Annotated in this window: 19 protein-coding genes and 2 pseudogenes; 8 read left to right on the top strand and 13 right to left on the bottom strand. The window is 26.8% G+C overall.

All coding sequences use genetic code 11. The features are described from left to right. Positions 1-37: 37 nt before the first annotated feature. Positions 38-2,686 (bottom strand): valine--tRNA ligase, encoded by a 2,649-nt coding sequence (locus tag N747_RS0100640; RefSeq protein ID WP_024563383.1) that lies wholly within the window; start codon positions 2,684-2,686, stop codon positions 38-40. Between the two features lie 157 nt (positions 2,687-2,843). Beyond that, the gene (gene yihA, locus N747_RS0100630) at positions 2,844-3,434 is read right to left on the bottom strand and encodes a ribosome biogenesis GTP-binding protein YihA/YsxC (protein WP_024563382.1); all 591 of its coding nucleotides are present in this window, start codon (positions 3,432-3,434) and stop codon (positions 2,844-2,846) included. Between the two features lie 145 nt (positions 3,435-3,579). Between yihA and N747_RS04255 the strand changes: the two are divergent. Together N747_RS04255 and holA are read left to right on the top strand one after the other, a co-directional pair. Further along, positions 3,580-3,624 (top strand): annotated as a pseudogene (locus tag N747_RS04255) (DUF4044 domain-containing protein); the annotation flags it as partial. 66 nt (positions 3,625-3,690) lie between these two features. Further along, a complete protein-coding gene (holA, locus tag N747_RS0100625; RefSeq protein WP_024563381.1) occupies positions 3,691-4,662 on the top strand; it encodes a DNA polymerase III subunit delta in 972 nt (323 codons plus the stop codon). Between the two features lie 8 nt (positions 4,663-4,670). Here the strand turns inward: holA and N747_RS0100620 are convergent, their stop codons facing one another. The 11 genes from N747_RS0100620 to N747_RS03985 all read right to left on the bottom strand — a co-directional run bounded on the left by N747_RS0100620 (position 4,671) and on the right by N747_RS03985 (position 12,880). Then, positions 4,671-5,258: an L-threonylcarbamoyladenylate synthase gene (locus N747_RS0100620; protein WP_024563380.1), complete on the bottom strand. Its 588-nt coding sequence runs from the start codon at positions 5,256-5,258 to the stop codon at positions 4,671-4,673. A gap of 166 nt (positions 5,259-5,424) precedes the next feature. After that, positions 5,425-6,480 carry a peptide chain release factor 1 gene (gene prfA / locus N747_RS0100610; protein WP_024563379.1) on the bottom strand — a complete coding sequence of 352 codons (1,056 nt, stop codon included), beginning with the start codon at positions 6,478-6,480 and terminating at the stop codon, positions 5,425-5,427. A gap of 68 nt (positions 6,481-6,548) precedes the next feature. Then, positions 6,549-7,892, bottom strand: coding sequence for a replicative DNA helicase (dnaB, locus tag N747_RS0100605; protein WP_024563378.1), 1,344 nt, complete (start codon positions 7,890-7,892; stop codon positions 6,549-6,551). Then, positions 7,889-10,438 (bottom strand): 50S ribosomal protein L9, encoded by a 2,550-nt coding sequence (rplI, locus tag N747_RS0100600; protein ID WP_024563377.1) that lies wholly within the window; start codon positions 10,436-10,438, stop codon positions 7,889-7,891. Before rplI ends, dnaB begins: the two co-directional genes overlap by 4 nt. 93 nt (positions 10,439-10,531) lie before the next feature. Continuing rightward, positions 10,532-10,771 carry a 30S ribosomal protein S18 gene (gene rpsR / locus N747_RS0100595; protein ID WP_024563376.1) on the bottom strand — a complete coding sequence of 80 codons (240 nt, stop codon included), beginning with the start codon at positions 10,769-10,771 and terminating at the stop codon, positions 10,532-10,534. Between the two features lie 243 nt (positions 10,772-11,014). Then, positions 11,015-11,167 carry a single-stranded DNA-binding protein gene (locus tag N747_RS04195; protein WP_275039423.1) on the bottom strand — a complete coding sequence of 51 codons (153 nt, stop codon included), beginning with the start codon at positions 11,165-11,167 and terminating at the stop codon, positions 11,015-11,017. After that, positions 11,145-11,279, bottom strand: a complete 135-nt coding sequence (locus N747_RS04190; RefSeq protein ID WP_275039422.1) for a single-stranded DNA-binding protein — start codon at positions 11,277-11,279, stop codon at positions 11,145-11,147. The genes N747_RS04195 and N747_RS04190 overlap by 23 nt, the downstream gene beginning before the upstream one ends. 14 nt (positions 11,280-11,293) lie before the next feature. Continuing rightward, positions 11,294-11,581 carry a 30S ribosomal protein S6 gene (gene rpsF, locus N747_RS0100585; RefSeq protein WP_024563375.1) on the bottom strand — a complete coding sequence of 96 codons (288 nt, stop codon included), beginning with the start codon at positions 11,579-11,581 and terminating at the stop codon, positions 11,294-11,296. A gap of 705 nt (positions 11,582-12,286) precedes the next feature. Beyond that, positions 12,287-12,439, bottom strand: coding sequence for a hypothetical protein (locus N747_RS03995; protein WP_240992282.1), 153 nt, complete (start codon positions 12,437-12,439; stop codon positions 12,287-12,289). 4 nt (positions 12,440-12,443) lie between these two features. Continuing rightward, complete coding sequence (locus N747_RS03990) at positions 12,444-12,614, bottom strand: hypothetical protein (protein ID WP_240992281.1); 171 nt, start codon at positions 12,612-12,614, stop codon at positions 12,444-12,446. 95 nt (positions 12,615-12,709) lie between these two features. Next, positions 12,710-12,880, bottom strand: a complete 171-nt coding sequence (locus N747_RS03985; protein WP_240992280.1) for a hypothetical protein — start codon at positions 12,878-12,880, stop codon at positions 12,710-12,712. A 977-nt stretch (positions 12,881-13,857) separates the two neighbouring features. On the opposite strand from N747_RS03985, the gene N747_RS03330 reads away from it, so the two are divergent. The 6 genes and pseudogenes from N747_RS03330 to mscL all read left to right on the top strand — a co-directional run bounded on the left by N747_RS03330 (position 13,858) and on the right by mscL (position 20,909). After that, positions 13,858-14,067 carry a single-stranded DNA-binding protein gene (locus N747_RS03330; RefSeq protein WP_051345683.1) on the top strand — a complete coding sequence of 70 codons (210 nt, stop codon included), beginning with the start codon at positions 13,858-13,860 and terminating at the stop codon, positions 14,065-14,067. Next, positions 14,064-14,361 (top strand): annotated as a pseudogene (locus tag N747_RS03325) (HU family DNA-binding protein). The gene N747_RS03330 and the pseudogene N747_RS03325 overlap by 4 nt, the downstream one beginning before the upstream one ends. 519 nt (positions 14,362-14,880) lie before the next feature. Further along, on the top strand, positions 14,881-17,409 hold the full coding sequence (gene nrdE / locus N747_RS0100550; RefSeq protein WP_029783861.1) for a class 1b ribonucleoside-diphosphate reductase subunit alpha: 2,529 nt from the start codon (positions 14,881-14,883) through the stop codon (positions 17,407-17,409). 386 nt (positions 17,410-17,795) lie between these two features. Then, positions 17,796-18,848, top strand: a complete 1,053-nt coding sequence (nrdF, locus tag N747_RS0100540; protein ID WP_024563372.1) for a class 1b ribonucleoside-diphosphate reductase subunit beta — start codon at positions 17,796-17,798, stop codon at positions 18,846-18,848. 509 nt (positions 18,849-19,357) lie between these two features. Next, on the top strand, positions 19,358-19,492 hold the full coding sequence (locus N747_RS04185; protein ID WP_275039421.1) for a hypothetical protein: 135 nt from the start codon (positions 19,358-19,360) through the stop codon (positions 19,490-19,492). 979 nt (positions 19,493-20,471) lie between these two features. Beyond that, positions 20,472-20,909, top strand: coding sequence for a large conductance mechanosensitive channel protein MscL (gene mscL, locus N747_RS0100525; RefSeq protein WP_024563371.1), 438 nt, complete (start codon positions 20,472-20,474; stop codon positions 20,907-20,909). The last annotated feature ends 182 nt before the right edge of the window (positions 20,910-21,091 follow it).

Below are 21,091 nucleotides of genomic sequence, written 5' to 3'. Positions count from 1 at the left end.
TCAAAACTTAAATTATTTATAGTTTTATTTAAATTTTTTATTTTTTGTTTGAATTTAGCGGATTAGAATTGTTTTTATTTTCTAACAATTTTTGATATTGCTTGCAATAACTTTCATATTTCTTTTTTTCAATTTCAATTTTGGAACTTGCGGCTTTTTGTAAGAAGGATTGATTATTTAAAATGGTCTCACTTCTTTTAATTTCTTTAAGAAGGGTATTTTTTTGTTGTAAAAAATTACTTTCAAATTTAGTTTCATTAAGTTCATTGAGAGTTTTGCGGTCAATATAAAGACTTAAATTTTTTTCAATTAACCAAATAGTTTTTTTGGAATTGTTAACTTTATTAGTAATTTTAATTTGTAAAGTTTTGAAAAATTTTTCTAAAGCTTTTTGCAAACTTACAAAATCTTTGAGGGGTGTTGAAGATTTAGATATAACTTCTAATTCTAAATTTAATTTACAATTGATATTGGATTCTCGTTTTAAATGACGTGTTTTAATAATTAATTTTTTAAGATTTTCAAAATCATCTAAGGCATCTAAATTACAATAAGAAGTTTTTTGCAAAGTAGTTTGTGTAATGTTAGTTTTGTTTTCAAAATTTTCATAAAGAGCATCAGTTACAAAAGGAATAAAAGGATGTAAAAGTTGCAAAATGTATTTCATCACATAAACTAAAAATTTTTGACTATTGTGTAAGTTTGTTAAATTGGAGTTTTTTTTATCTAAATCATGTTTGGCAAATTCTAAATGCCAATTAGCAAAATATTCCCAAACAAATTGATATAAAATTTTTCCAATTTCTTTTAATTCATATTTTTGATATAAAGTTGTTAATTTTTGAGTTGCTAAATGCAATTGCGTTAAAAGAGCTTTTTGGGGCAAAGACAAAAGATTGATATCAAAATCGGTGTCTAGGGTGTTGGTGTTTAATTTTACAAAACGACTAATATTCCATAATTTATTAATAAAATTCCAAGATGAAGCAACTTTAGTTTCATCATAGAATAAATCAGATCCAGGAGCAGCGTTAGTAGTTAAAAACCATCTAAGAGCATCAGTACCATATTTGGCAACAACTTCCAAAGGATCAATACCGTTACCTTTTGATTTAGACATTTTTTGCCCTTTGTTATCTCTTACTAAACCATGTAACAAAACATCTTTAAAAGGGTCTTTGTGGGTTAATAAAATACTTTGAAAAACCATTTTTGATACCCAAAAAGTCAAAATGTCATAGCCTGTTACCAAAACATCAGTAGGAAAGTGGTTTTGAAATAAAGGAGTGTTGCAATTAGGCCATCCCAAAGTACTAAAAGGCCACAAAGCAGAAGAAAACCAAGTATCCAAAACATCACAATCAAGGCTCCATTCTAGACCAGGACTTTCTATTTGAACCTTAATTTCTTGTCCTTTGTGCCAAGCAGGAATTTGATGACCCCACCATAATTGACGCGAAATACACCAGTCTTCGATATTTTGGAGCCAATTATTAAAAATATTTTCAAAACGAAGCGGAAAAAAATTGATTTTGTTCGTTTTTAAAGCAGTTTGGGCGATGGCTTTGGTTTTTAAAAACCATTGTAAAGAAAGACGTGGTTCAATGATGGAATCAGAAATACTTGAATATCCCACTTTATGAAGGTGGTTTTCGGTTTTTGTGAAAAATCCTTTTTGTTTAAGAGTCTGAACTAATTTTTGACGACAAGTAAAACGGTCTAATCCTTGATATTGCAAAGCTAGGTCGTTCATAGTGCCATCTTCATTCATACATAATAAAGCTTTTAATTGGTGTCTTTTAGCTAATTCAAAATCATTAATATCGTGTCCAGGCGTCACTTTTACAACCCCTGTACCAAAATTCATATCTACGTAATTATCGCTAATAACAGGAATTTGAATTTTAGTATCAGGAATAAAAACTTTTTTGCCAATAAAAGATTGATATCTAGAATCGTTAGGATTTACAATTAAAGCTTGGTCGGCAAACATCGTTTCAGGGCGAGTGGTTGCAATTTCTAAAAAAGAAGGAGCAAAAGAGCCATTAGACAAATTGGAATTAGTTGAAAAATCAACCAAAAAATATTTAATATAATATAATTTTCCTTCAGTTTCATGGTAATTTACTTCTACATTAGAAAGGGCTGTTTTAGTTTCTGGGTCCCAATTAATAATTTTATAATCTCTGTAAATTAATTTTTGTTGGTATAATTTAACAAAAACTTCTTGAACTGTTTGACTCAAATCAGGATCAAGGGTAAATTTTTCAAAATTATAATCCAGATGAAGCCCTAAAACTTGCCATTGTTGCCTAATATTTTGGGCATGTTTTTTTTTCCACTGCCATGCGTATTTTAAAAAAGTTTCTTTGTTTAAATTTTTGTTCAAAAGCCCTTCTTGTTTTAATTGTTCTTTGATTTTATTTTGAGTGGCAATTCCTGCATGATCCATCCCAGGCAAAAAGAGCACATCAAAGCCTTGCATTTTTTTAAATCTTATAATAATGTCTTGAATAGTGTTATTCCAAGCGTGTCCCAAATGAAGTTTTCCTGTTACATTGGGAGGCGGAATTACAACAGTAAAAGTTTTTTTAGTGGGGTTTGGATTGGAACAAAAATATTTTTTTTCTAACCATTGTTGGTATCTTTGATGTTCTACTTTTTTAAAATCATATTTAGTTTGCATAAAGTTAGCTTCTTTCTATTTTCTTTTTTAGGGTTGAAGTTTTTAAGTTTTAAAAGTTTTTTTGGATTTTGAAAATTTTGAAAATGTTTAATCGGATTGAAGGAAATAAAAAAATTACATTTTTTTTGCAAAATGAAAAATTTGGAAAAACCAAATTTTAATTATTGGTATTTGGATACATTAATTGATTTAAAAAAAGTTTTAATTCTTCTAACCCTTCTTGTTGTTTTGACGAAATCAAAAAGAAATATTTAATCTGGGAAAAGTGATTAACAAGTATTTTTAATTGTTTGGGCACAAGATTTTTTTTAACTTTATCTTTTTTAACAAATAATAAGACCACCTCAAAACCCACTTGCAAAAGGGCTTGATGGATTCTATCGTCTTCTTTGGTAGCACCCACTTTAAAATCAATTAGCTGAAAGATGAATTTGAGATGAGAAGTTTGTTCTAAAAAAGAAATAATCATCGGTAATAACTGTTTTTGAATTTTTTTACTTTTTTTAGTATAACCGTAGCCAGGAGTATCGATCAAATAAAAAGATTCGTTAATATCATAGTAATTTAGGGTGATTGTTTTGCCAGGCGTTTGAGAAATTTTAGCTAATTTTTTTCTTTGAGTTAAAACATTGATGAAAGTGCTTTTGCCAACGTTGCTTCTACCCATCAAAACAATTTCGGGTTGTTTTTTTAAAGGAATATCTTTAAAATTAACAATACTACGCACAAAAGTGGCTTTTTTAATCATTTTTGCTTTTTCCTTTTCTTTTTTTACTTTTGTCTATAATTTTTTGGATAGTTAGGTTTTTGAAGGTTGTTTACAAATATTATTATAGCAAATTATTATTATTTGTTGTTTTATATTTTGTGATATCGTTTTATAATAATATTTTTTTGATAAAATAACAATAGTGATAGTGATAATAATGTTGAATTAGATCTTTTACAAAACATTAAAAACAAATAATTAATTAATAATAAAAAGGACAAAATGAGGTTTTAATTTGGAAAAAAAAAATAACATACATTTAATTTGGGGAAAACAAAGGTTTTTTCTAGAAAAAAAAATAAAAAAAATAATTAATGTTTGCAAACAACAACAATTAGATGTAGTTTATTATTGTATGCAAAAAGATCTTTTAACAGAACTGAAAAAAGAACTGCAAACCACTTCTTTGATTGAAAACATATGGAAAAAAGTAGTTTTGGTGGATCACAGTGAAATCTTATTTCAAAAAAAACCTCAAGAAATAGCTTTTTTAATTTCTTATTTACAAAATCCTTACAACAATTTAGATTTATATTTTTTTGCAGAAAAAACAACTAAAACATCTGAAGTTCAAAAAATTTGGGAAAAACATTGTCTTTGCAAAACGACAAAAAGTTTAGAAAAAAAAGATTTTTTTAACTATATCATTGATGTTTTTCAAAAAGATGGTTTTAAAATTGATACAAAAGCTATCCAAGAATTGGTGAGCAAAACTAACCATAATCTTTATTTGTTGCATCAAGAAATAACAAAAATCAAATTATGTCAATCAAATGATAAAAATATAACTTGGCAATTGGTACAAAAAATCAATTCTTTTAATAAAAATGACAATATTTTTGGGTTAATTAATCTTTTTTTAAAACAAAATTATATTGATGCTTATCAAATTTATCAAACCTTGAAAATGCAAAAAATCAATGCTTTTCATGTTATAAATCGATTAACTCATAAAATTAAAGAATTGTTATTGGTAAAAGAATTGTTGCAACAAAAAAACAACCTAGAAGAAGTGCAAAAAGTTTTATCAATTTCACAAGGAAAATTATTTTTTTTAATGAAAGAAGCAAAATTGATTGAAACACCAAAATTAAATGCACTGTTTTTAGATTTAATAGAATTAGAATATAAAATTAAAGCGGGTTTTGTAAATAAAGATATTGGTTTGGAAATGTTTTTATTGGGTAAGCAAAATGTTTTTTTGTAATTTTAAAATTAGGCACATAACTTGCAATTTTTTGATGTCCATAAAGGTTTTAAGATTTGTGAAATTTCTTCTTGAGTAATTGTTCCTTGCCTTAAAATAACTGGTTGAAAAGTGGTTAGATCAACAATAGTGGAAGATATTTTTAAAATCGGATGATAGTTTTTATAAATTAAAGCCACTTTATTGTGATAAATATTAAAAATAGTTTGGTAATCATTTAGTGGAGGATGATTGCTTTGGTTAACAGAAGTGGTCTTTAAAGGACCATTTTTTTTTAAAATTTCCAAAGCTAAAGGATGGTTGGGCATTCTTACTCCTAAAGTTTTTTCCTTTGTTTTAGAAAAATATTTCAAAGTGGTATGCAGAATCAAAGTTAAAGGACCTGGCCAAAAATGCAGAGCTAATTTAAGGCTTTGAGGATTAAATTGGACCAATTCTTTTGCTTGTTGTAAAGATGAACATAAAACAACAATACTTTTATTTAAAGGTCTTTTTTTAATTTGATAAATGTAGTTGAGTCCTTTTTTATCATATAATTTAGCGCCCATACCATAAACTGTATCGGTTGGAAAAATAACAATATCTTTTTGTTTCACGATAATTCCTTTATTTATCTTTATTTATCTTTATTTATCTTTATTTATCTTTATTTATCTTTATTTATCTTTATTTATCTTTATTTATCTTTATTTATCTTTATTTATCTTAAACTAATTTTTTTAATTGAATGGTTTTGTTTTTGCAAAAGAAATTGCATCAAAACTAACTTTGGGTAAGTTGTTCTTTTTGGGCTTCATAAATCAAAGGTTCAATAACTAAATCGAGTTTACCTTCCATAATGATATCTAATTTTTTTAAAGTAAGTCCAATTCTGTGATCTGTTATACGATTTTGGGGGTAATTGTACGTTCTTATTTTTTCACTTCTTTCGCCAGTTCCTACTAAATTTTTTCTGTGTTTGTTTTCTTCTTCTTGTTTAGCAGTTAACATTTGGTTATAAATGCGTGTTTTTAAAAGGGTAAATGCTTTGTCTTTGTTTTCGTGCTGGCTTTTTCCTTCTTGACAAGCAACACTGATTCCTGAAGGTACATGAGTAAGTCTAACAGCTGATTTAGTAGTGTTTACTGATTGTCCACCAGGTCCGCTAGAATTAAAAGTGTCGGTGCGAATGTCATGCCAATCAATTTTTAATTCTAATTCTTCTGCTTCAGGAACTACCAAAACAACAGCAGTAGAAGTGTGAATTCGCCCTTGGGTTTCGGTAGCAGGAACGCGTTGGACGCGGTGCACACCTGATTCATACTTTAAAAAAGAATAAATGTTTTGCCCAGAAATTAAAAGTTCTACTGAAGAAAGACCGCCTTTGATACTGGGATTTAGATTTAGGATTTCGACTTTCCATTTTTTGCTTTCGGCGTATTTAACATAGGTTCGTAGCAAATCAGCTGCAAAAAGATTCGCTTCGTTGCCACCAGCTGCACCTTTAATTTCTAAGACAACATTTTTTTTATCAAAAGGATCTTGTGGTAAAAGCAAAATTTTTAATTGATCTAAGGTATTTTTTTTTTTTGACAAAATATTATCTTTTTCTTGACGTGCTAAAATCAATAATTCTTGGTCTTGTTCGGTTTCTAAAATTATTTGGATTTGAGTAAATTCGTTTTCTAAATTTAAGTATCCGTTAAAAAGTTCTACTATGGGTTCTAATTTTGATAAATTTTTTAAAATGTTAATTTTTTGGGTTATATTTTGTTCGTTTAACAAAAGTTTTTGTAAATCTTGATATTTTTGTTTTATTATTTTTAATCTGTCAATCATATTTACCTCTTTATTTTTTAAAAAAGAATGGGGGTAAAAAAAATATTTTAATTAATCAAAATGCTTTTTTATTCGTTTATATTATGTTCTATTTCTGAAAAAAACATATAATCAAAATTAAATTTAAATTCTCTAATGCCAATTGATCCTTGACGATTTTTGGCAATAATAACTTGAGTGTGTCCAGAAGAATCGGGTTTTTTGTTTTTTTCATAATATCCTTCGCGGTACAAAAACATTACAATATCAGCGTCTTGTTCAATTGAACCTGAATCTCTAATGTCAGCCAAAATGGGACGTTTGTCTTCTCTTTTTTCTACATCCCTTGATAGTTGTGAAAGGGCAATAACAGGGATTTTTAATTCACGTGCCATTTGTTTTAAGTTTTGAGAAATTTCTGCTACTTCTTCTTGACGGTTGTGTTTGTTAGTTTTGCGTATAAGTTGCAAATAGTCTATCATTACAATATCAAGTTTATTTTGACTTTTAAGTTTACGACATTTAGCTTTAATATCTAAAATATTTACCGTAGCTGAATCATCAAAATAAATATTTAAATCATCCATTTTTTCCATTGATATTTCTAACAAAAATTTTTCTTCTCTGTTGGTGTTACCCAATTGAATTTTTTTGTGATGTATTTTTGATTGGGTGCTTAACATTCGCATAGCTAATTGTTCATTTGACATTTCTAAACTAAAAATAGCAATATGAGGGGATTGAGAGTTGTGTGTGGGGTTAGCAATTCTGAGAGCTAAATTAAGCATAAAAGTACTTTTTCCCATGGAAGGACGAGCAGCTAAAATAATAAATTCTTCAGGTTTAAATCCTAAGGTAATGTTATTGAGATTTTCATATCCAGTGGAAAGACCTACTAAATCTTTATGACGTTTGGCAAGAATATTTTTTTCTTTAATTTCTTTTAATAAAATTTTTAATTTTAATAATTCGCTGGTTTTTTTATTTTTGGTTAAATTAAAGATTTTTTCTTCCGAAAAATCCAAATATTCTTGGACATCAATGTTTTCGTATCCTTTTTGTGCTAATGAAGTGACAGTTTCGATAATTTCTCTTTTTAAAGCAGTTTCCTTAATTAAATCAATGTATGTTTCTATATGTTGAGTAGAAGGCATCAAATCAGATAATTCATTTAAATAATCGATATTTCCTATTTTTTTTAATAATTTTTCATTGTCTAAAATAACACTTACTGAAGAATAATCAATTTGTTTGTTATTTTCATGCAAAGTTTTCATTGCTCTAAAAATATGTTGATGATTAGGGGTGTAAAAGTCATTTTCTCCAATCATATCTAAGGTAAAAGTTATTTTTTCAGGGTTTAAAAGTAAAACTCCTAATAAAGCGCGTTCTGCTTCAGGACTTGAAGGAGTATTTTTAGAATAATTTGTCATTTGCTTTTTCTTTCAGTTACATTAAGGAAAAAAGTAGCCTTAATTTGATCAGTTAGAAAAACATCAACAGGATAAATACCAATGGCGATAATTTCGCTTTCTAAAGATATTTTTTTGCGGTCAAGAGTAATATTATGAACTTTTAAAAATTCTTCAGCAATTTGTTTTAGAGTAATTTTTCCATAAATTTTTCCTTTAGGTCCTAATTGAATATCTAGAGTAATTTTTTTGTCATCAATTTCTTGTTTTAATTTATGCATTAAAAGTTCATGATTACGTTTTTGTTCTTGTTCTAACATTTGGGATTTTTTAATTGCAGCTAAATTAGTTTTGTCTACTAAAAGAGCTTTTTTATTTTGGATTAAAAAATTGCCATAACCATTATTAACTTTAATAATTTCGTGTTTTTTTCCTTTATTAGGAATATCAGTTAACAAAATAATTTCCATATTCTTTTCACCTTTTTCATATTCTAATTTTAAAAAATGTTTTAAAGTGTCTGTAACTGTTTTGATATTAGTACCTTCTAATTGAGTAGCAGCGCTATTAAGATGTCCTCCACCTTCCATTTGTTCCATGATAGTTTGAACATTAATTTCATTGTAAGAACGAGCACTAATTGCTATTTTATTATCTACTATTTGGGCTATCATAAAAGCAGCATCAACGTTTTGAATGTTTAGAACGCTTTCTGCCACTTGAGCTAAAAAAGAACGATTTTCATAAATTTCAGAACTTTGAATAATAGCAAATCTATCCATAAAAATTTCCATTTCAGAAATCAGTTTATTAATTTCTAAAACTTTGTCAAAGTCTTTACGTAACCAACTTTTAACCTCAATTGCATCAGCGCCTAAATCTTTTAATTTAGAAGCTACTTCAAAAGTTCTAGAGCTTGTACGGTAAATAAAAGAGTTAGTGTCAATTAAAATACCTGCATACATAATGCTTGCTTCAAAAGCAGTAATATGGATTTCTTTTTCCAAAAACCCCATAACTTCAACAAGCAATTCAACAGTTGAAGAAGCAGATGATTCGACATAAGAAAAAACAGAAGGAATAATTTCTTCGGTAGCGCGGTGGTGATCAACAACTACAATATTTGGCGTTAGTGATAAAAGTTCGGGACTATTTACCATATCTTTAGTTTGGGTATCCAAAACTGCAATTAAGGAATTGTCTTTAATCATTTTGGATGCTTGTTGGGTTGTAATAATATTTAGAGATGTTTTTACCTCAGTTTTAATTAATTGATGATAAACGGGGATGAGGCTTTTATCTAATTTTTCTTCATCAAGGATAATATAATTTTTGTTTTCGGGATGGATAGTGGCTGCAATTTTGTAAAAAGCAATGACAGAACCCAAAGCATCAAGATCGGTGTGAGTGTGTCCCATGATAAAACAATGAGGATGTTTTTTCAAAATATCGACCAAATTTTGGGCATTAATACGGGCATGCACTTTGGATTGTTTACTTAAAGAAGCAATTTTAGCACCAAAATATTTAATTTTTTTATTTTCAATATTAACAACTACTTGATCACCACCCCTTTTTTGGGCTAATTCAATTGCATTTTGACTATAGGTAGCAAGTTTTTCATATGACAAATTCCAACAAGCAATTCCCATAGAGAGAGTAACTTTTAATTGATATTTGTGAGAAATGTTACGGATAGTATCCAAAATGCTAAATTTATTTTCTAACATTTTGTCTAAGTTTTGGCGGTTAAGAAGAAGTAAAAAACGATCGTCTATCAATTGTTTTAAATAACCTTCATAAGGTTCAATATAATCAGATAAAGCACTTAAATATTCACCCTGTATTTGTGATTGTTCTGAAAGATCATAACGAATTAAGGATTCTGCTAAATTATCAAAAGCAATCATAGCAAGAGCTAAGGTTTTTTGTAAAAATAAATGTTTAATTTGTTCTTTTTCGGTAGCATCAAATAAGTAAAAAACACTTAAATTTTTTTTATAAAAACATTCAAATTTTTGGTTTTTCAAAGTGATGATTGTTTTGGGAATTGTATCAGAAGCACTTATTAGTTGTGCCATATTTTCATTAATTTGAGTTAAAGGGGAATTAATTTCAGGGTTTTTTAAAATAAAACTAGCATAAGGATTTATCCACTGAATTTCTTGACTAGAAATATCAATTAAAACAATACCAATAGGAAGTTCGTTGATTACTTCTTCTCCAATTTGACTTACGTGAAAAGATAATTTAGACCATAAAGAAAGTTTGTTTTTTAATCTTTTAATTTGTGCGTTTTTTTTAATGTGAAGCAAAAAACTGATAACAAAGGATGCTAAAATGATTTTTCCAAAAAAGTTAAAAATGAAAAAAATGATTTTACGACGCATACTATTCATTTCGCTGGCAGTATTTTGGCTTGGATTTTGATTGTTGGTTAATTGATTAATTGTTTCGATAATTTCTTGGATATTTTGGAAATCCAAACAAAAAAGAATTAAAACCAAAACAACAATTACACAAGCAATTACAATAAATTTTGTGTTATGTTTATTTTTAGAAAACATAATTTTTGCCCTCATTTGCATTTAAATAATTAGATAAAATTTAGTTTTAATATTTATAATTAATAAAAAAAACAGGATGCAAACCCCCTGTTTTTATTGTTGGATAAAATTAATTAAAGCCATATGGCGAGCTCTTTTAATAGCAATTGCCAATTGACGTTGCCATCTAGCAGAAGTATTTGTTATTCTTCTAGAAAGAATTCTTCCACGGTCAGTAATAAATTTTTGTAAAAGCTCTATGTCTTTAAAATCAATTTTAGTTACTTTGTTTTCAGTAAAAAAACAAACTTTGCGACGTTTTTTAAAAGTATTTTTTTTGTTATTAAATTTCATTTTTAGCTCCTTTTGAAATTGAAAATATTTATTATTATCATTATTGTTGTTGTTTATTTTTTTGTATTTTTATTTTTGTTTTAATATTTTTTGATGTTTTAAAGATTTGGTTATGATATTGTTTTTGTTATTTTATATCAGTTAATTTAAGAATTATTTTTAATTGGAATATTGTTCATAATTGTTATTAGGATTTTTTTTAGATTCTAAGAATTGAATATTGTTACAAAAAACACTAGTTTGTCAATTAGTTAAACCGTCTTTTTCCCAAGTTTCTACTCTAATACTTCCTTCAACACCTATTAAAGCGACTTTAGAAATGTATTTTTCTAAATTTTCAGCTTGTTTACCAAAAACAGTACAAGTGATAAAATTAGTTTTTTTCGCTAGAAGCACTTACAATTCCATTAACTGCCAAAGTAAATTTAACAAAATAAGTATCACTATTAGTATTTTTTAATTCTGGATCTTTGGTAATGCGACCTACCAAAATAACTTTATTAATCATATGAATTAAACTCCTTATTCTTTATCTTTGATAACGATAAATCTAATAATTTCTTCAGTAATTTTGACAATACGATTAAATTCTAAAACAGCATCATTATCTGCTTTTACCATTAACCAATTGTAATATCCTTTTTTATGATTATCAATAAGATAAGCTAGGTCTTTTAATCCTATTTCGTTTTGTTCCAAAATTTGATTTGGGGCTTGTAAAAAAACATTTTGCAAAGTGTCATTAATTTTTTTAACGTCTTTGCTGTCTAAATTGGGGCGTAAAATATACATTATTTCATATTTTTTCATTTTTTCTCCTTATGGCCTACGCGGTCTTTATCTCTAAATTGTAAAGACAAGGAATAAGCATTTTATTTTATAATTTATAAGACATTAATATTATAACAAAAAAATATTTTTTTTGAGTTAATTAGATGACAAAACTATAATATTTGTAGGTTTTTTTAGTTAAAGATATTATTTTTTTTATCAAAAATTAAAAATTTATTAATATTTATTGATTGTGATTTGTTTGTTGTGATAAAAAATAAATTTCTAACATAAAACATAAATGAAAGTAAAAAAACCAACTTAAAAATTGTCTCAATTTTATATTTAAATTAAATAAATGAAACATTTAGGTAAAAAGATATATTTTTTTATAATCAAATCTTTTCCGGAGTTTCTTTTTGATGTTAAATTACTTTTATAAAGAAGTAATAATTATAATTAACTGTTTTTGATTATAAATAAAAAATCCATTTTTTGTGTTTAATTATTTTATACCTTCTAATGTTTGATCAAAACTCCATTACACAAGGCAAATAAGCAGCTAGCGCTTCAATATATGTAAGTAAGTCCTTGAGTTTCAAATAAAGATGCATTAATAAATAAATTTTCTAATTGATAATAAATCCCCTAACTTATCATAAGCAACAAACCCTAAAAAAATAATTTTGTTATCTAAGTTAAGTATTTTATACATTGTATGTGTTGTATAAACTAAAGGCAAATTTAATTTTGTTTAGCTAAAAGTCCTAAAGAATCTACCCCAAATTCAGTATGAACATGAATTACATCCAAATTAAGGGCTTTGATTTTAAAAAGATGTTTTTTATAGCTTAAAACCCAACGATGATATTTAAAAATTTTAAAAGGAAATGGCATTCTTTTAATTCTTATTACGCGAGAATCTTTTTTCTTGTTTGATTTTGGGAAAGTTAGTTTTAATGATATAGACTTCATTTTCCAAAACTTCCAAACCTTCTCTTAGAGAATCAACAGAAACAACAATAACACTAATTAAATGTTTATATGCATCGGTAAAAATTCCTATTTTCAAGCAAAAATAATCCTTATTATTGTCATTGTCATACTTTTTTATTTTAATAAAAAAAACAACAATAAAAAAATAATTTTATATTTTTAAAAATTTTATTATTCAATTTTTGCCAAATCAAAAAAATGAATTACTTCTGAGGCAAAATATAGAGATCCTTTAATTAACAATAAATCTTTGCAATTTTGAGTTTGGTTTTGTTGTAAAAAATCCTTTAATTTGTCTTGCCAAACAAAAACTTTTGTAATTATTTGTGGAAAAACTAACAAATATTTTTTGTACTAATTCAATACTATTTGAATTATTAAAAGTTGTTAAATAAATGTGGTCTTTGGGAATTCTTAATAATTGGTGCAATATAGAAACTATATTTTTGTTTTTCAAAGTAGAAAATAAAATAGAAATGCGGTAATTGCTAAATTGTTTAATTGTTGTTTGGACTAATTTTCTTACTGTATGCACAATTGTGAGTACCACCAAAAATAATTAAAGAATTTGAATTTAGTTTTTTAATTCTGGCTGAAATTTGAGTTTTGCTAATACCTGTAAAAACATTTTGTTCCAAGAAAGAAAGTTTTTTCAGCTGACAAAATAAATAATAAAGTTTGATTGCCATTGTAGTATTTGCAAGTTTATATTTTTCTATTTTTTTGAAAAGCAATTTTCTTTAATATATGTAGGCGATTAATGAAATATTAAAAAAATACCAACTTTAAGTTGGTTTCCTTATTGTTTCAAAATCTTTTTCTTAATTAGAGTTATAAAAATAAAAAAAGGAGATTAAAATGGCGAGAAATTACATACGTTATTATTTCAGTAAAAAATCTTTTAGAAGAAAGAAATTAACCTTAGGTAGTTTTTTAAATATTGTTTTTTACCTATATTAGGTATCGTTATTCTTGTTGTTGTTTGTTTTGTTTCAAAAGGTTATTTATCAATAACTAAATAATTATTAAAAAGAAGATTTAAAATAAGACTTTAAGAAAAATTTTAACACTTATTGCTCTTGCCGGTATATTTGTTTTGCTTTATATAAGTTTGGTTTTATTGTTCCTGATACAACTAAAATAACATGGATTAAATAATATTAAATTTATAAAAAATAATAAAGGAATATAATTAATATAATTAATATGATTAATAAAATTATTTTGGTAGATAGTATTACCAAAGACCCATAATTAAGAAATACTAATAGTGGTACTTATGTTGTTAACTTTACTTTAGCAATTAATTGAATTGGTAAGTGCTTCTAGCGAAAAAAACTAATTTTATCACTTGTACTGTTTTTGATAAACAAGCTGATAATTTAGAAAAATACATTTCTAAAGGTGCTTTAATAGGTGTTGAAGGAAATATTAGGGTTGATAATTTGGAAAAAGTAGATGGTACAACTGCTTGGAAATTTAATTTTATTTGTAATAGCGTTCAATTTTTAGAATCTAAAAAAATATGAATAAAAAAGAGTTAATTAAATCAATAGCTGAGATAAATAAAACCTCAATTTCAAAAACAGAAGAATTTTATAATACATTGAGAAATTCTCTAATTAAAGCAATCAAATCAAATGAAGAAGTGGTTTTATCCTCTAAAATCGGCAAATTTCATCTTAAAACCAAGAAAAGCTTACATCGGTATAAACCCTAAAACAGTGAAAAAACTCAAAATTCCTTGTGCCAAAAACAGTTTTTGGTTTTTTAAAATGTCAAAACCAATTAAAAATAAAGTCAAAACACTTAAATTAAAATAAAAGGAGAATTATAAAAAAATATGAGCGATGCCGCCATGAACGAATCATACCAAGGAATTTTCCTTTAAAGACCGTTCTAATTATTCCAAAACTTTAGACAATTAAATATTTTTAAATAATATAAAGACCAAATTTTAAGTTGGTCTTTTTTTCAAAGGGTTTTCTTGCATTTCTAAAAGCCCATTGCATGTTTTGCTTCCTCCTACATTCATGTTTTTCCTTCTTTTTTCATTTATGTATCTGTTCAATTAACTAAATAGTTTAGTAGATAAAATATTTATTTTATACTGAAACGAATTATTTTGACGAATGATTTTTGTCCAAAAAAAATGTATTTTCAAGCTATTTAATGCCACTATATTTTGTTTCTTTTGATATAATATTAATATAAAATAAATATTATCAGATTAATAATATAATCCACACAAATTTAATTTATTAAACTTATTGAAATGCAAATATTAATTAAATCAAACTGCAAAAAAATCAAAAAAGCCAAAGAAGCAAAAGGAGTTTTTAATGCCAGCCTTATTTCCTAAAAAAATTAAAGTTATTTATGATGGTCTCTTGCAAGGTCAAGTTTATGAAATGGCTCAAAGTTTAGACTTTTCCTTTCAACACATCCAAGATGTTGTTTCCAAATTAACCGATGAAAACTTTTTTTTAATTACTCGCAGTGTGAAATTTGGACAAGTATCTGATGATGCCAAAACTTTTTTAGATAAAAATGCTACCAAAGTAATAGGTGTTGCTGTGTCTGGCAACAAAAATTGGGGCAAAAACTATGGCAAAGCAGGCGACACTATCGCTTCTACTTATAATGTGCCTTTGGTTCTCAAATTCGAAGGTTCAGGAATGCCAGAAGAAAGAGCTTTTTTAAAAAAATGGATTGCTTGCTATTGTAACGACCAAAAATTGCCTTCTTATCAATACTCACCCCAATCCACCCCCCAAAAAACCGTCTTGCCACCTTGGATTACACTAAACAATCAAATTATTGACGAAAAAGGAAACATCAAAGACCTCAATAAAGACAAAGAAGCTTTACAAAGTTTTTTGCAAGAAGGAGTTTTCCCCAAACTAAAACGTTTTTCCACTTTACAAGAAAAATTAACTTTTTTACAAGAAAAAGAATATTATGAAAGCACTTTTTTGCAAAAATATACCTATTCGCAAATCAAAGAAATCTACCAAATTGCTTACCAAAAAAACTTCATTTTCCCAACTTTTATGGGAGCTTTCAAATTTTATCACGATTATGCCCTTAAAACTCGTGACAAACAACACTATTTAGAAACCTACGAAGACCGCTTGTCAGTAAACGCCCTTTATCATGCTAAAGGTGACTTTGCAATTGCCAAACGCCTCATTTTATCTTTAATCAACCAAGACTTTACTCCTGCAACTCCCACTTTGCTTAATACAGGCAAAAAACATCGTGGCGAATTTGTCTCTTGTTTTTTGTTAGAAGGTGGCGACTCTTTGAATGACATTGCCCGTATTAATGAATTTTCGATGCAACTTTCCAAAATTGGCGGTGGTGTTTCGATTAACATCACTAATTTGCGTGCCAAAGGTGAATCTATCAAAGGCATCAAAGGTGTATGCAAAGGTGTTGTAGGTGTGTGCAAATTATTAGACCACATTTTTCGTTATGCCGATCAAATGGGACAACGTACAGGCGCTGGTGCTGTTTATTTGAATGTTTTTCACGCCGATATCATTGATTTTTTAAGTACAAAAAAATTAAGTGCTGATGAAGATGTTCGTGTCAAAACTTTATCTTTGGGCGTTGTAGTGCCTAATAAAATGATTGAACTTGCCCGCAATAATGAAGTTATGTATACCTTTTTCCCGCACACCGTTTTCCTAGAATACGGCCAAAATTTTGCTGATATTGCAGTTGATATGGATTATTGGTACGACATTTTAGTTTCTAATCCCAAAGTGCAAAAAAAAGCCATCAATCCACGCCAACTCTTAGAACTTATTGCCCACATGCAAGGCGAATCAGGCTATCCTTATTTAATGTTTTGCGATAACACAAATCAAGCAAACACTTCAGATATGAAAGTCAAGTTTTCTAATTTATGCACTGAAATCCTTCAACCCACTATCACTTCACATTACAAAGATTACCATCAAACCCAAAAAGACGAAATCGGTATGGACGTTTCATGCAATCTAGCATCAGGGCACATGGGAAATATGATTACTAACAATACCATTCAAGAAACTGTTTTTATGGCAATGGAAGTAATGAACTGTGTTTCTGAAAATACCAACATTAGTTATGTTCCAGCTGTTGCAAAAGCCAATTTTCTTAACCGCAGTGTAGGTTTTGGAATTATGGGTCATCACGGCTTTTTAGCTCAAAACTACATTGCTTTTGGAAGTGAAGAAAACAAAGATTTAATTGATGTTTTTTTCAACGCTATTAATTTTTACAGCCTCCTTCATTCTTGCAATAAAGCTAAAACCACAGGTAAAAAGTTTTATCATTTTGAACAATCAAAATATGCTGATGGTAGTTATTTTGACAATCGCGGTGAAATTTTACCCAAAACTACCAAAATCAAAAAAATGTTCCAAAATATCACCTTACCCACTCAAAGCGATTGGCACCAACTAAAACAAGATGTCATGAAATTTGGACTCTACAATTCTCATCGTCTTGCAGTGGCTCCAAACGGATCAATTGGATATATTATGGGAGCAACTCCTTCCTTGACTCCCGTAAAACAATTAGTAGAGGAACGAACCTATGGAAATTCCAAAACTTACTGTCCAATGCCTGCATTAAAACAAGCTTCCTTTATGTACACCACTGCTTATAAAATGAATAAATACGACCTCATTGATGTTATTGCTATTGCTCAAAAGCACGTTGATCAAGGTATTTCATTTGAACTTGGAATTACATCTGATATTACTACGCGCGAATTACAAAAATACTATCTTTACGCTCATCACAAAAAGATAAAAACCCTTTATTACACACGAACCCAAAAGCTAAAAATTGATGAATGTGAGGCTTGTGGCGTTTAAAAAACCCATATAAAACCGAATAAAAAATAATTAATGGAATAAAACTTTGATTAATAAACTATATTTATAAATCTCAGTTAAGTTTGATTGCTTCTCGTACTTGGTTTTTGTGATTTTGTTTTTTTGCTAAAATAAGGCTATCAAATGGATAGTCTTTTTTTATTCTTAACAATAATTTATTTTTTGTATCAACTCCTTTTATATCAAAATAAATAGTTATATTATTTTTCCAAAATATAAATATTAACTTATTAAAATACAAATCTTACCAAAATTAATTCTTCATTATTTTCCAAATTATAATTCTACAAAATAAACCTTTCAATTTTATCTCAATTAATTTATACTTAAAAAACAAAAACTCAAAAAGAAAAAGGAGTAAATCAATGAAAACCAAAAATTCCCAACCCCAAACAACTTTCAAAAGCCCTTTTCAAGGAGCTAATTGGAATGTGTTAGAAGACAAATATACCCATTTTTTTTATGAACAAAATTTAAGTCAATTTTGGCGTCCTGAAGATATTAGTTTGCAAGGAGATCTTGCTGCTTGGAGCGAACTTGCCTTAGAAGAAAAAACTGCTTATTCCCGCAATCTTTTAGTTCTTACTTTTTTAGATACTTATCAAGGTGATTTAGGTATGCCTGTTATTTCTCGTTCGTTAGAAGAACACGAACACCAAAAAAAAGCTACCCTTAATTTTATGGGAGCTATGGAAAATGCAGTACATGCTAAAAGTTATTCTAATATTTTTATGAGCTATTTAACTAACAAAGAAATTAATCAACTTTTTTTGTGGGGCAACCAGCAAACAAATCTTCAAACCATGATGCAAGTAATTGTAAAAGTTTATGAGGCTTTGGAAGACCAGATTTATTTGAAAAAACAAACTGACTTTCAATTTGGTGAATTGGAATTTAAAAAAACTCAGTGGAAAGCTATGGCAGTATCGGTTTTTTTAGAAACTTGGCTGTTTTATAGTGGTTTTTACTATCCTTTATATTTTTATGGTCAAGGAAAATTGATGCAATCAGGAGAAATTATTAATTTAATTATTCGTGATGAAAGTATTCATGGTGTTTATGTGGGACGTCTTGCAACTGAACTTTATCAACTGTTTGATAAGCCCACCAAAAAAACTTTAAAAACATGGTTAGATGATTTGATGCAACAACTCTATCAAACACAAACCTCATTAGTCAATGCCATTTATTATAAATTAAATTTAGAAGATGATGTTAATAAATTTGTGCGTTATAATGCCAATAAAGCTTTAATGAATTTGGGTTTTGATGCTTTTTTTCCATCCGAAAATGTAAACCCCGTTATCATTAATGGACTTAATACTGAGACTAAAACTATGGATAATTTTTCTATGAAGGGAAATGGTTATCAAAAAATGCGCTCTGAGGCGTTGCAAGATGAAGATTTTTATTTTTAAAAGGAATAATCAATAATAAATAATATTTAGTTTTATAATAATTCCTTTATTTTTTATACTAAAATAAGTATTTTGTGTTGCAAACTAGATAATTATTCATTTTGATTTATATATTTTATAATTTTAAATCAAATGAAGAGGTGTTTTGTTAATCATTTAGGAGAATTAAATAATTTAGATAGATAGGGTGTAAATACAATATATATATAATTATTGAATTTATGATAGGATTTTTAATTATTTTATTATTGTTTTAATTCCTTTTTTATTAGAAAAGAAAATTGATAATTTAAAAATTACTTACCCCAATAATTTAAAACATAAAATCATTATAAGAATTTTAGAACTTATATTAATGTTTGTTTTTTGTATTTTTTTATTTATTTTTAAGATATTTTAAAATATTAAATACCCCCCCAGTTAATTGGATTTTTTTTAGTATTATGCTTTTTTTATCTTTCTTATTTATTACTGTTGTTTCACAATCAATTAATAGTTTAAAGAAATGATTGAAAGAATCCCAAAACCAAGAACAAAAAGAAAAAACATTAATTCAAATTAAAATTTTTGAATGGTCTAGATTAGTTGCTAGTATTTCTTATTTGTTTACTATCTTTTTATTTTATTATTTTAGTTTTAAGTAATTAGGAATTGAGTTTAGAAGATTTAATATTGTGTTTTTAATTCCTTTCTTAATATCTAGTTTATTAATGTGATTATAGATGTTTTAATATTGTTTATTGTCAATTTGTTGTTCTAATTCATCGCTTAAACGGTTAATTTTGTTTGCTTGTTTGTTGATGATTTGGTTTAAGTGGGTGATTTCTTGTTCTTTTTGGTAGATAGTTGCTTGATATTCTTTTTCTTTTTGTTGAAAATTATTAGTTAATTGGTTGATTTTTTTTGGAGTGCTTGTTTTTTTCTTGTTCAGATAAAGTTTGGTTGGTTATTAATTCTTGATTTTTAGTTTCAATTAGGGATTTTTGTGCTTGGAGTTGGTTTTGGAGTTGTTCGGTCTATATTTTTCAAAATTTATTTTTTGCAATATTAGTGATTCCTATTTTAGGTAATATATTAATTTTTGTTTTTGGCTAATTTTTTTATATCAAATTAAAAAAATCGAATTTATATCTAAACATAAAAACTTAATTAAAACATTATTTTTTATTTCTTTGTTGGCTAATATATTTTTAGGATTTTTGTATTATGGTATAAATTTAATTTGATAATAATTGTTTTATCTTTAATATTTAGTATTTTTACTTTAATTATGGGCACTTTAATGTGGATTATAACTTTAGAAAATTTAGATCTTTTTATTAAAGAGAGGATGTACAAAAAATATGAATGTATAAATTTATTAGTATTTTATTTTTAAGTTTTATTCAAATTTTTGCTTCTGTTTTAAACATAAATTCATTTTGTAAAATTGCTATTTTCATTTTTTTGGTCCCCTTTTAGATATTTTGCTATTTTTATAATTAAAAAATGTTATAATAAAAATGTAAAAATCCCTTTTATTTAAAGTGTTAAAGGTTGGTTTTTTATTGGTTTGTCTTTTGTGACTTGAAAGTAGTATTGTTTTGTGTTTTTTTAATTTTTTATTAAAAAAGGAGTTTTAAAATGATAGAAAATTATAATTTTACCTCTAAATCTTTACAATTTGCTAAAGGTTTTAAAACTTTTATTGCCCGTGGAAATGTTATTAATTTAGCTGTTGCAGTTTTAATAGGACAACTTTTTGCCAAAATTTTAAGTTCTTTGGTAGCAGATATTATTATGCCTCTTTTTTCTTTGTTGTTTGATTATACTGGGGCTTTAAAAGATTTGAAATTTGAAATTAAAACTAACACTTATCTTGGTTATGGTAATTTTTTGCAAACTATTTTAGAGTTTTTGTTACTTTCTTTTATTATTTATACTATTTTAAATTTAATGTCGTGGAAAAATCCTTTGCAAAAGGACAAAACCGATAAAAATATGTTGTTTTTACAAGAAAATCTTAATAAAGAAATTGCTTTATTAGAAGAAATTAAAGATATTTTGAAATCAAATAAGTAATTACAAGTTATTATATTATTAACAATAAATATTATTTAGTTGTTATTAAAACAATTATAAGGGACTATTTTTAATAGTCTTTTTTTTTATTACGTTTTATTATTTTAATTATATTTATTACTCTTTTTACCCTTATTATTACTTGAAATAAATTGTAACAAAAAAATTAACCATATAAACAA

It is taken from the genome of Candidatus Phytoplasma tritici (genome assembly GCF_000495255.1).
In the GTDB taxonomy this organism is placed as follows: Bacteria; Bacillota_I; Bacilli_A; order Acholeplasmatales; family Acholeplasmataceae; genus Phytoplasma; species Phytoplasma tritici.
Note: the sequence above shows the minus strand (reverse complement) of the source record. Positions and strands in the feature narration are given on the sequence as shown.

Bases quoted from the DNA above. Each gene is read 5' to 3' on its own strand.
- N747_RS0100640 (WP_024563383.1), bottom strand. From the start codon at position 2,686: ATGCAAACTAAATATGATTTTAAAAAAGTAGAACATCAAAGATACCAA.
- N747_RS03995 (WP_240992282.1), bottom strand. From the start codon at position 12,439: ATGCCATTTCCTTTTAAAATTTTTAAATATCATCGTTGGGTTTTAAGC.
- yihA (WP_024563382.1), bottom strand. From the start codon at position 3,434: ATGATTAAAAAAGCCACTTTTGTGCGTAGTATTGTTAATTTTAAAGAT.
- nrdF (WP_024563372.1), top strand. From the start codon at position 17,796: ATGAAAACCAAAAATTCCCAACCCCAAACAACTTTCAAAAGCCCTTTT.
- mscL (WP_024563371.1), top strand. From the start codon at position 20,472: ATGATAGAAAATTATAATTTTACCTCTAAATCTTTACAATTTGCTAAA.
- prfA (WP_024563379.1), bottom strand. From the start codon at position 6,480: ATGATTGACAGATTAAAAATAATAAAACAAAAATATCAAGATTTACAA.
- rpsF (WP_024563375.1), bottom strand. From the start codon at position 11,581: ATGAAAAAATATGAAATAATGTATATTTTACGCCCCAATTTAGACAGC.
- rplI (WP_024563377.1), bottom strand. From the start codon at position 10,438: ATGTTTTCTAAAAATAAACATAACACAAAATTTATTGTAATTGCTTGT.
- dnaB (WP_024563378.1), bottom strand. From the start codon at position 7,892: ATGACAAATTATTCTAAAAATACTCCTTCAAGTCCTGAAGCAGAACGC.
- rpsR (WP_024563376.1), bottom strand. From the start codon at position 10,771: ATGAAATTTAATAACAAAAAAAATACTTTTAAAAAACGTCGCAAAGTT.
- nrdE (WP_029783861.1), top strand. From the start codon at position 14,881: ATGCCAGCCTTATTTCCTAAAAAAATTAAAGTTATTTATGATGGTCTC.
- N747_RS04190 (WP_275039422.1), bottom strand. From the start codon at position 11,279: ATGATTAATAAAGTTATTTTGGTAGGTCGCATTACCAAAGATCCAGAA.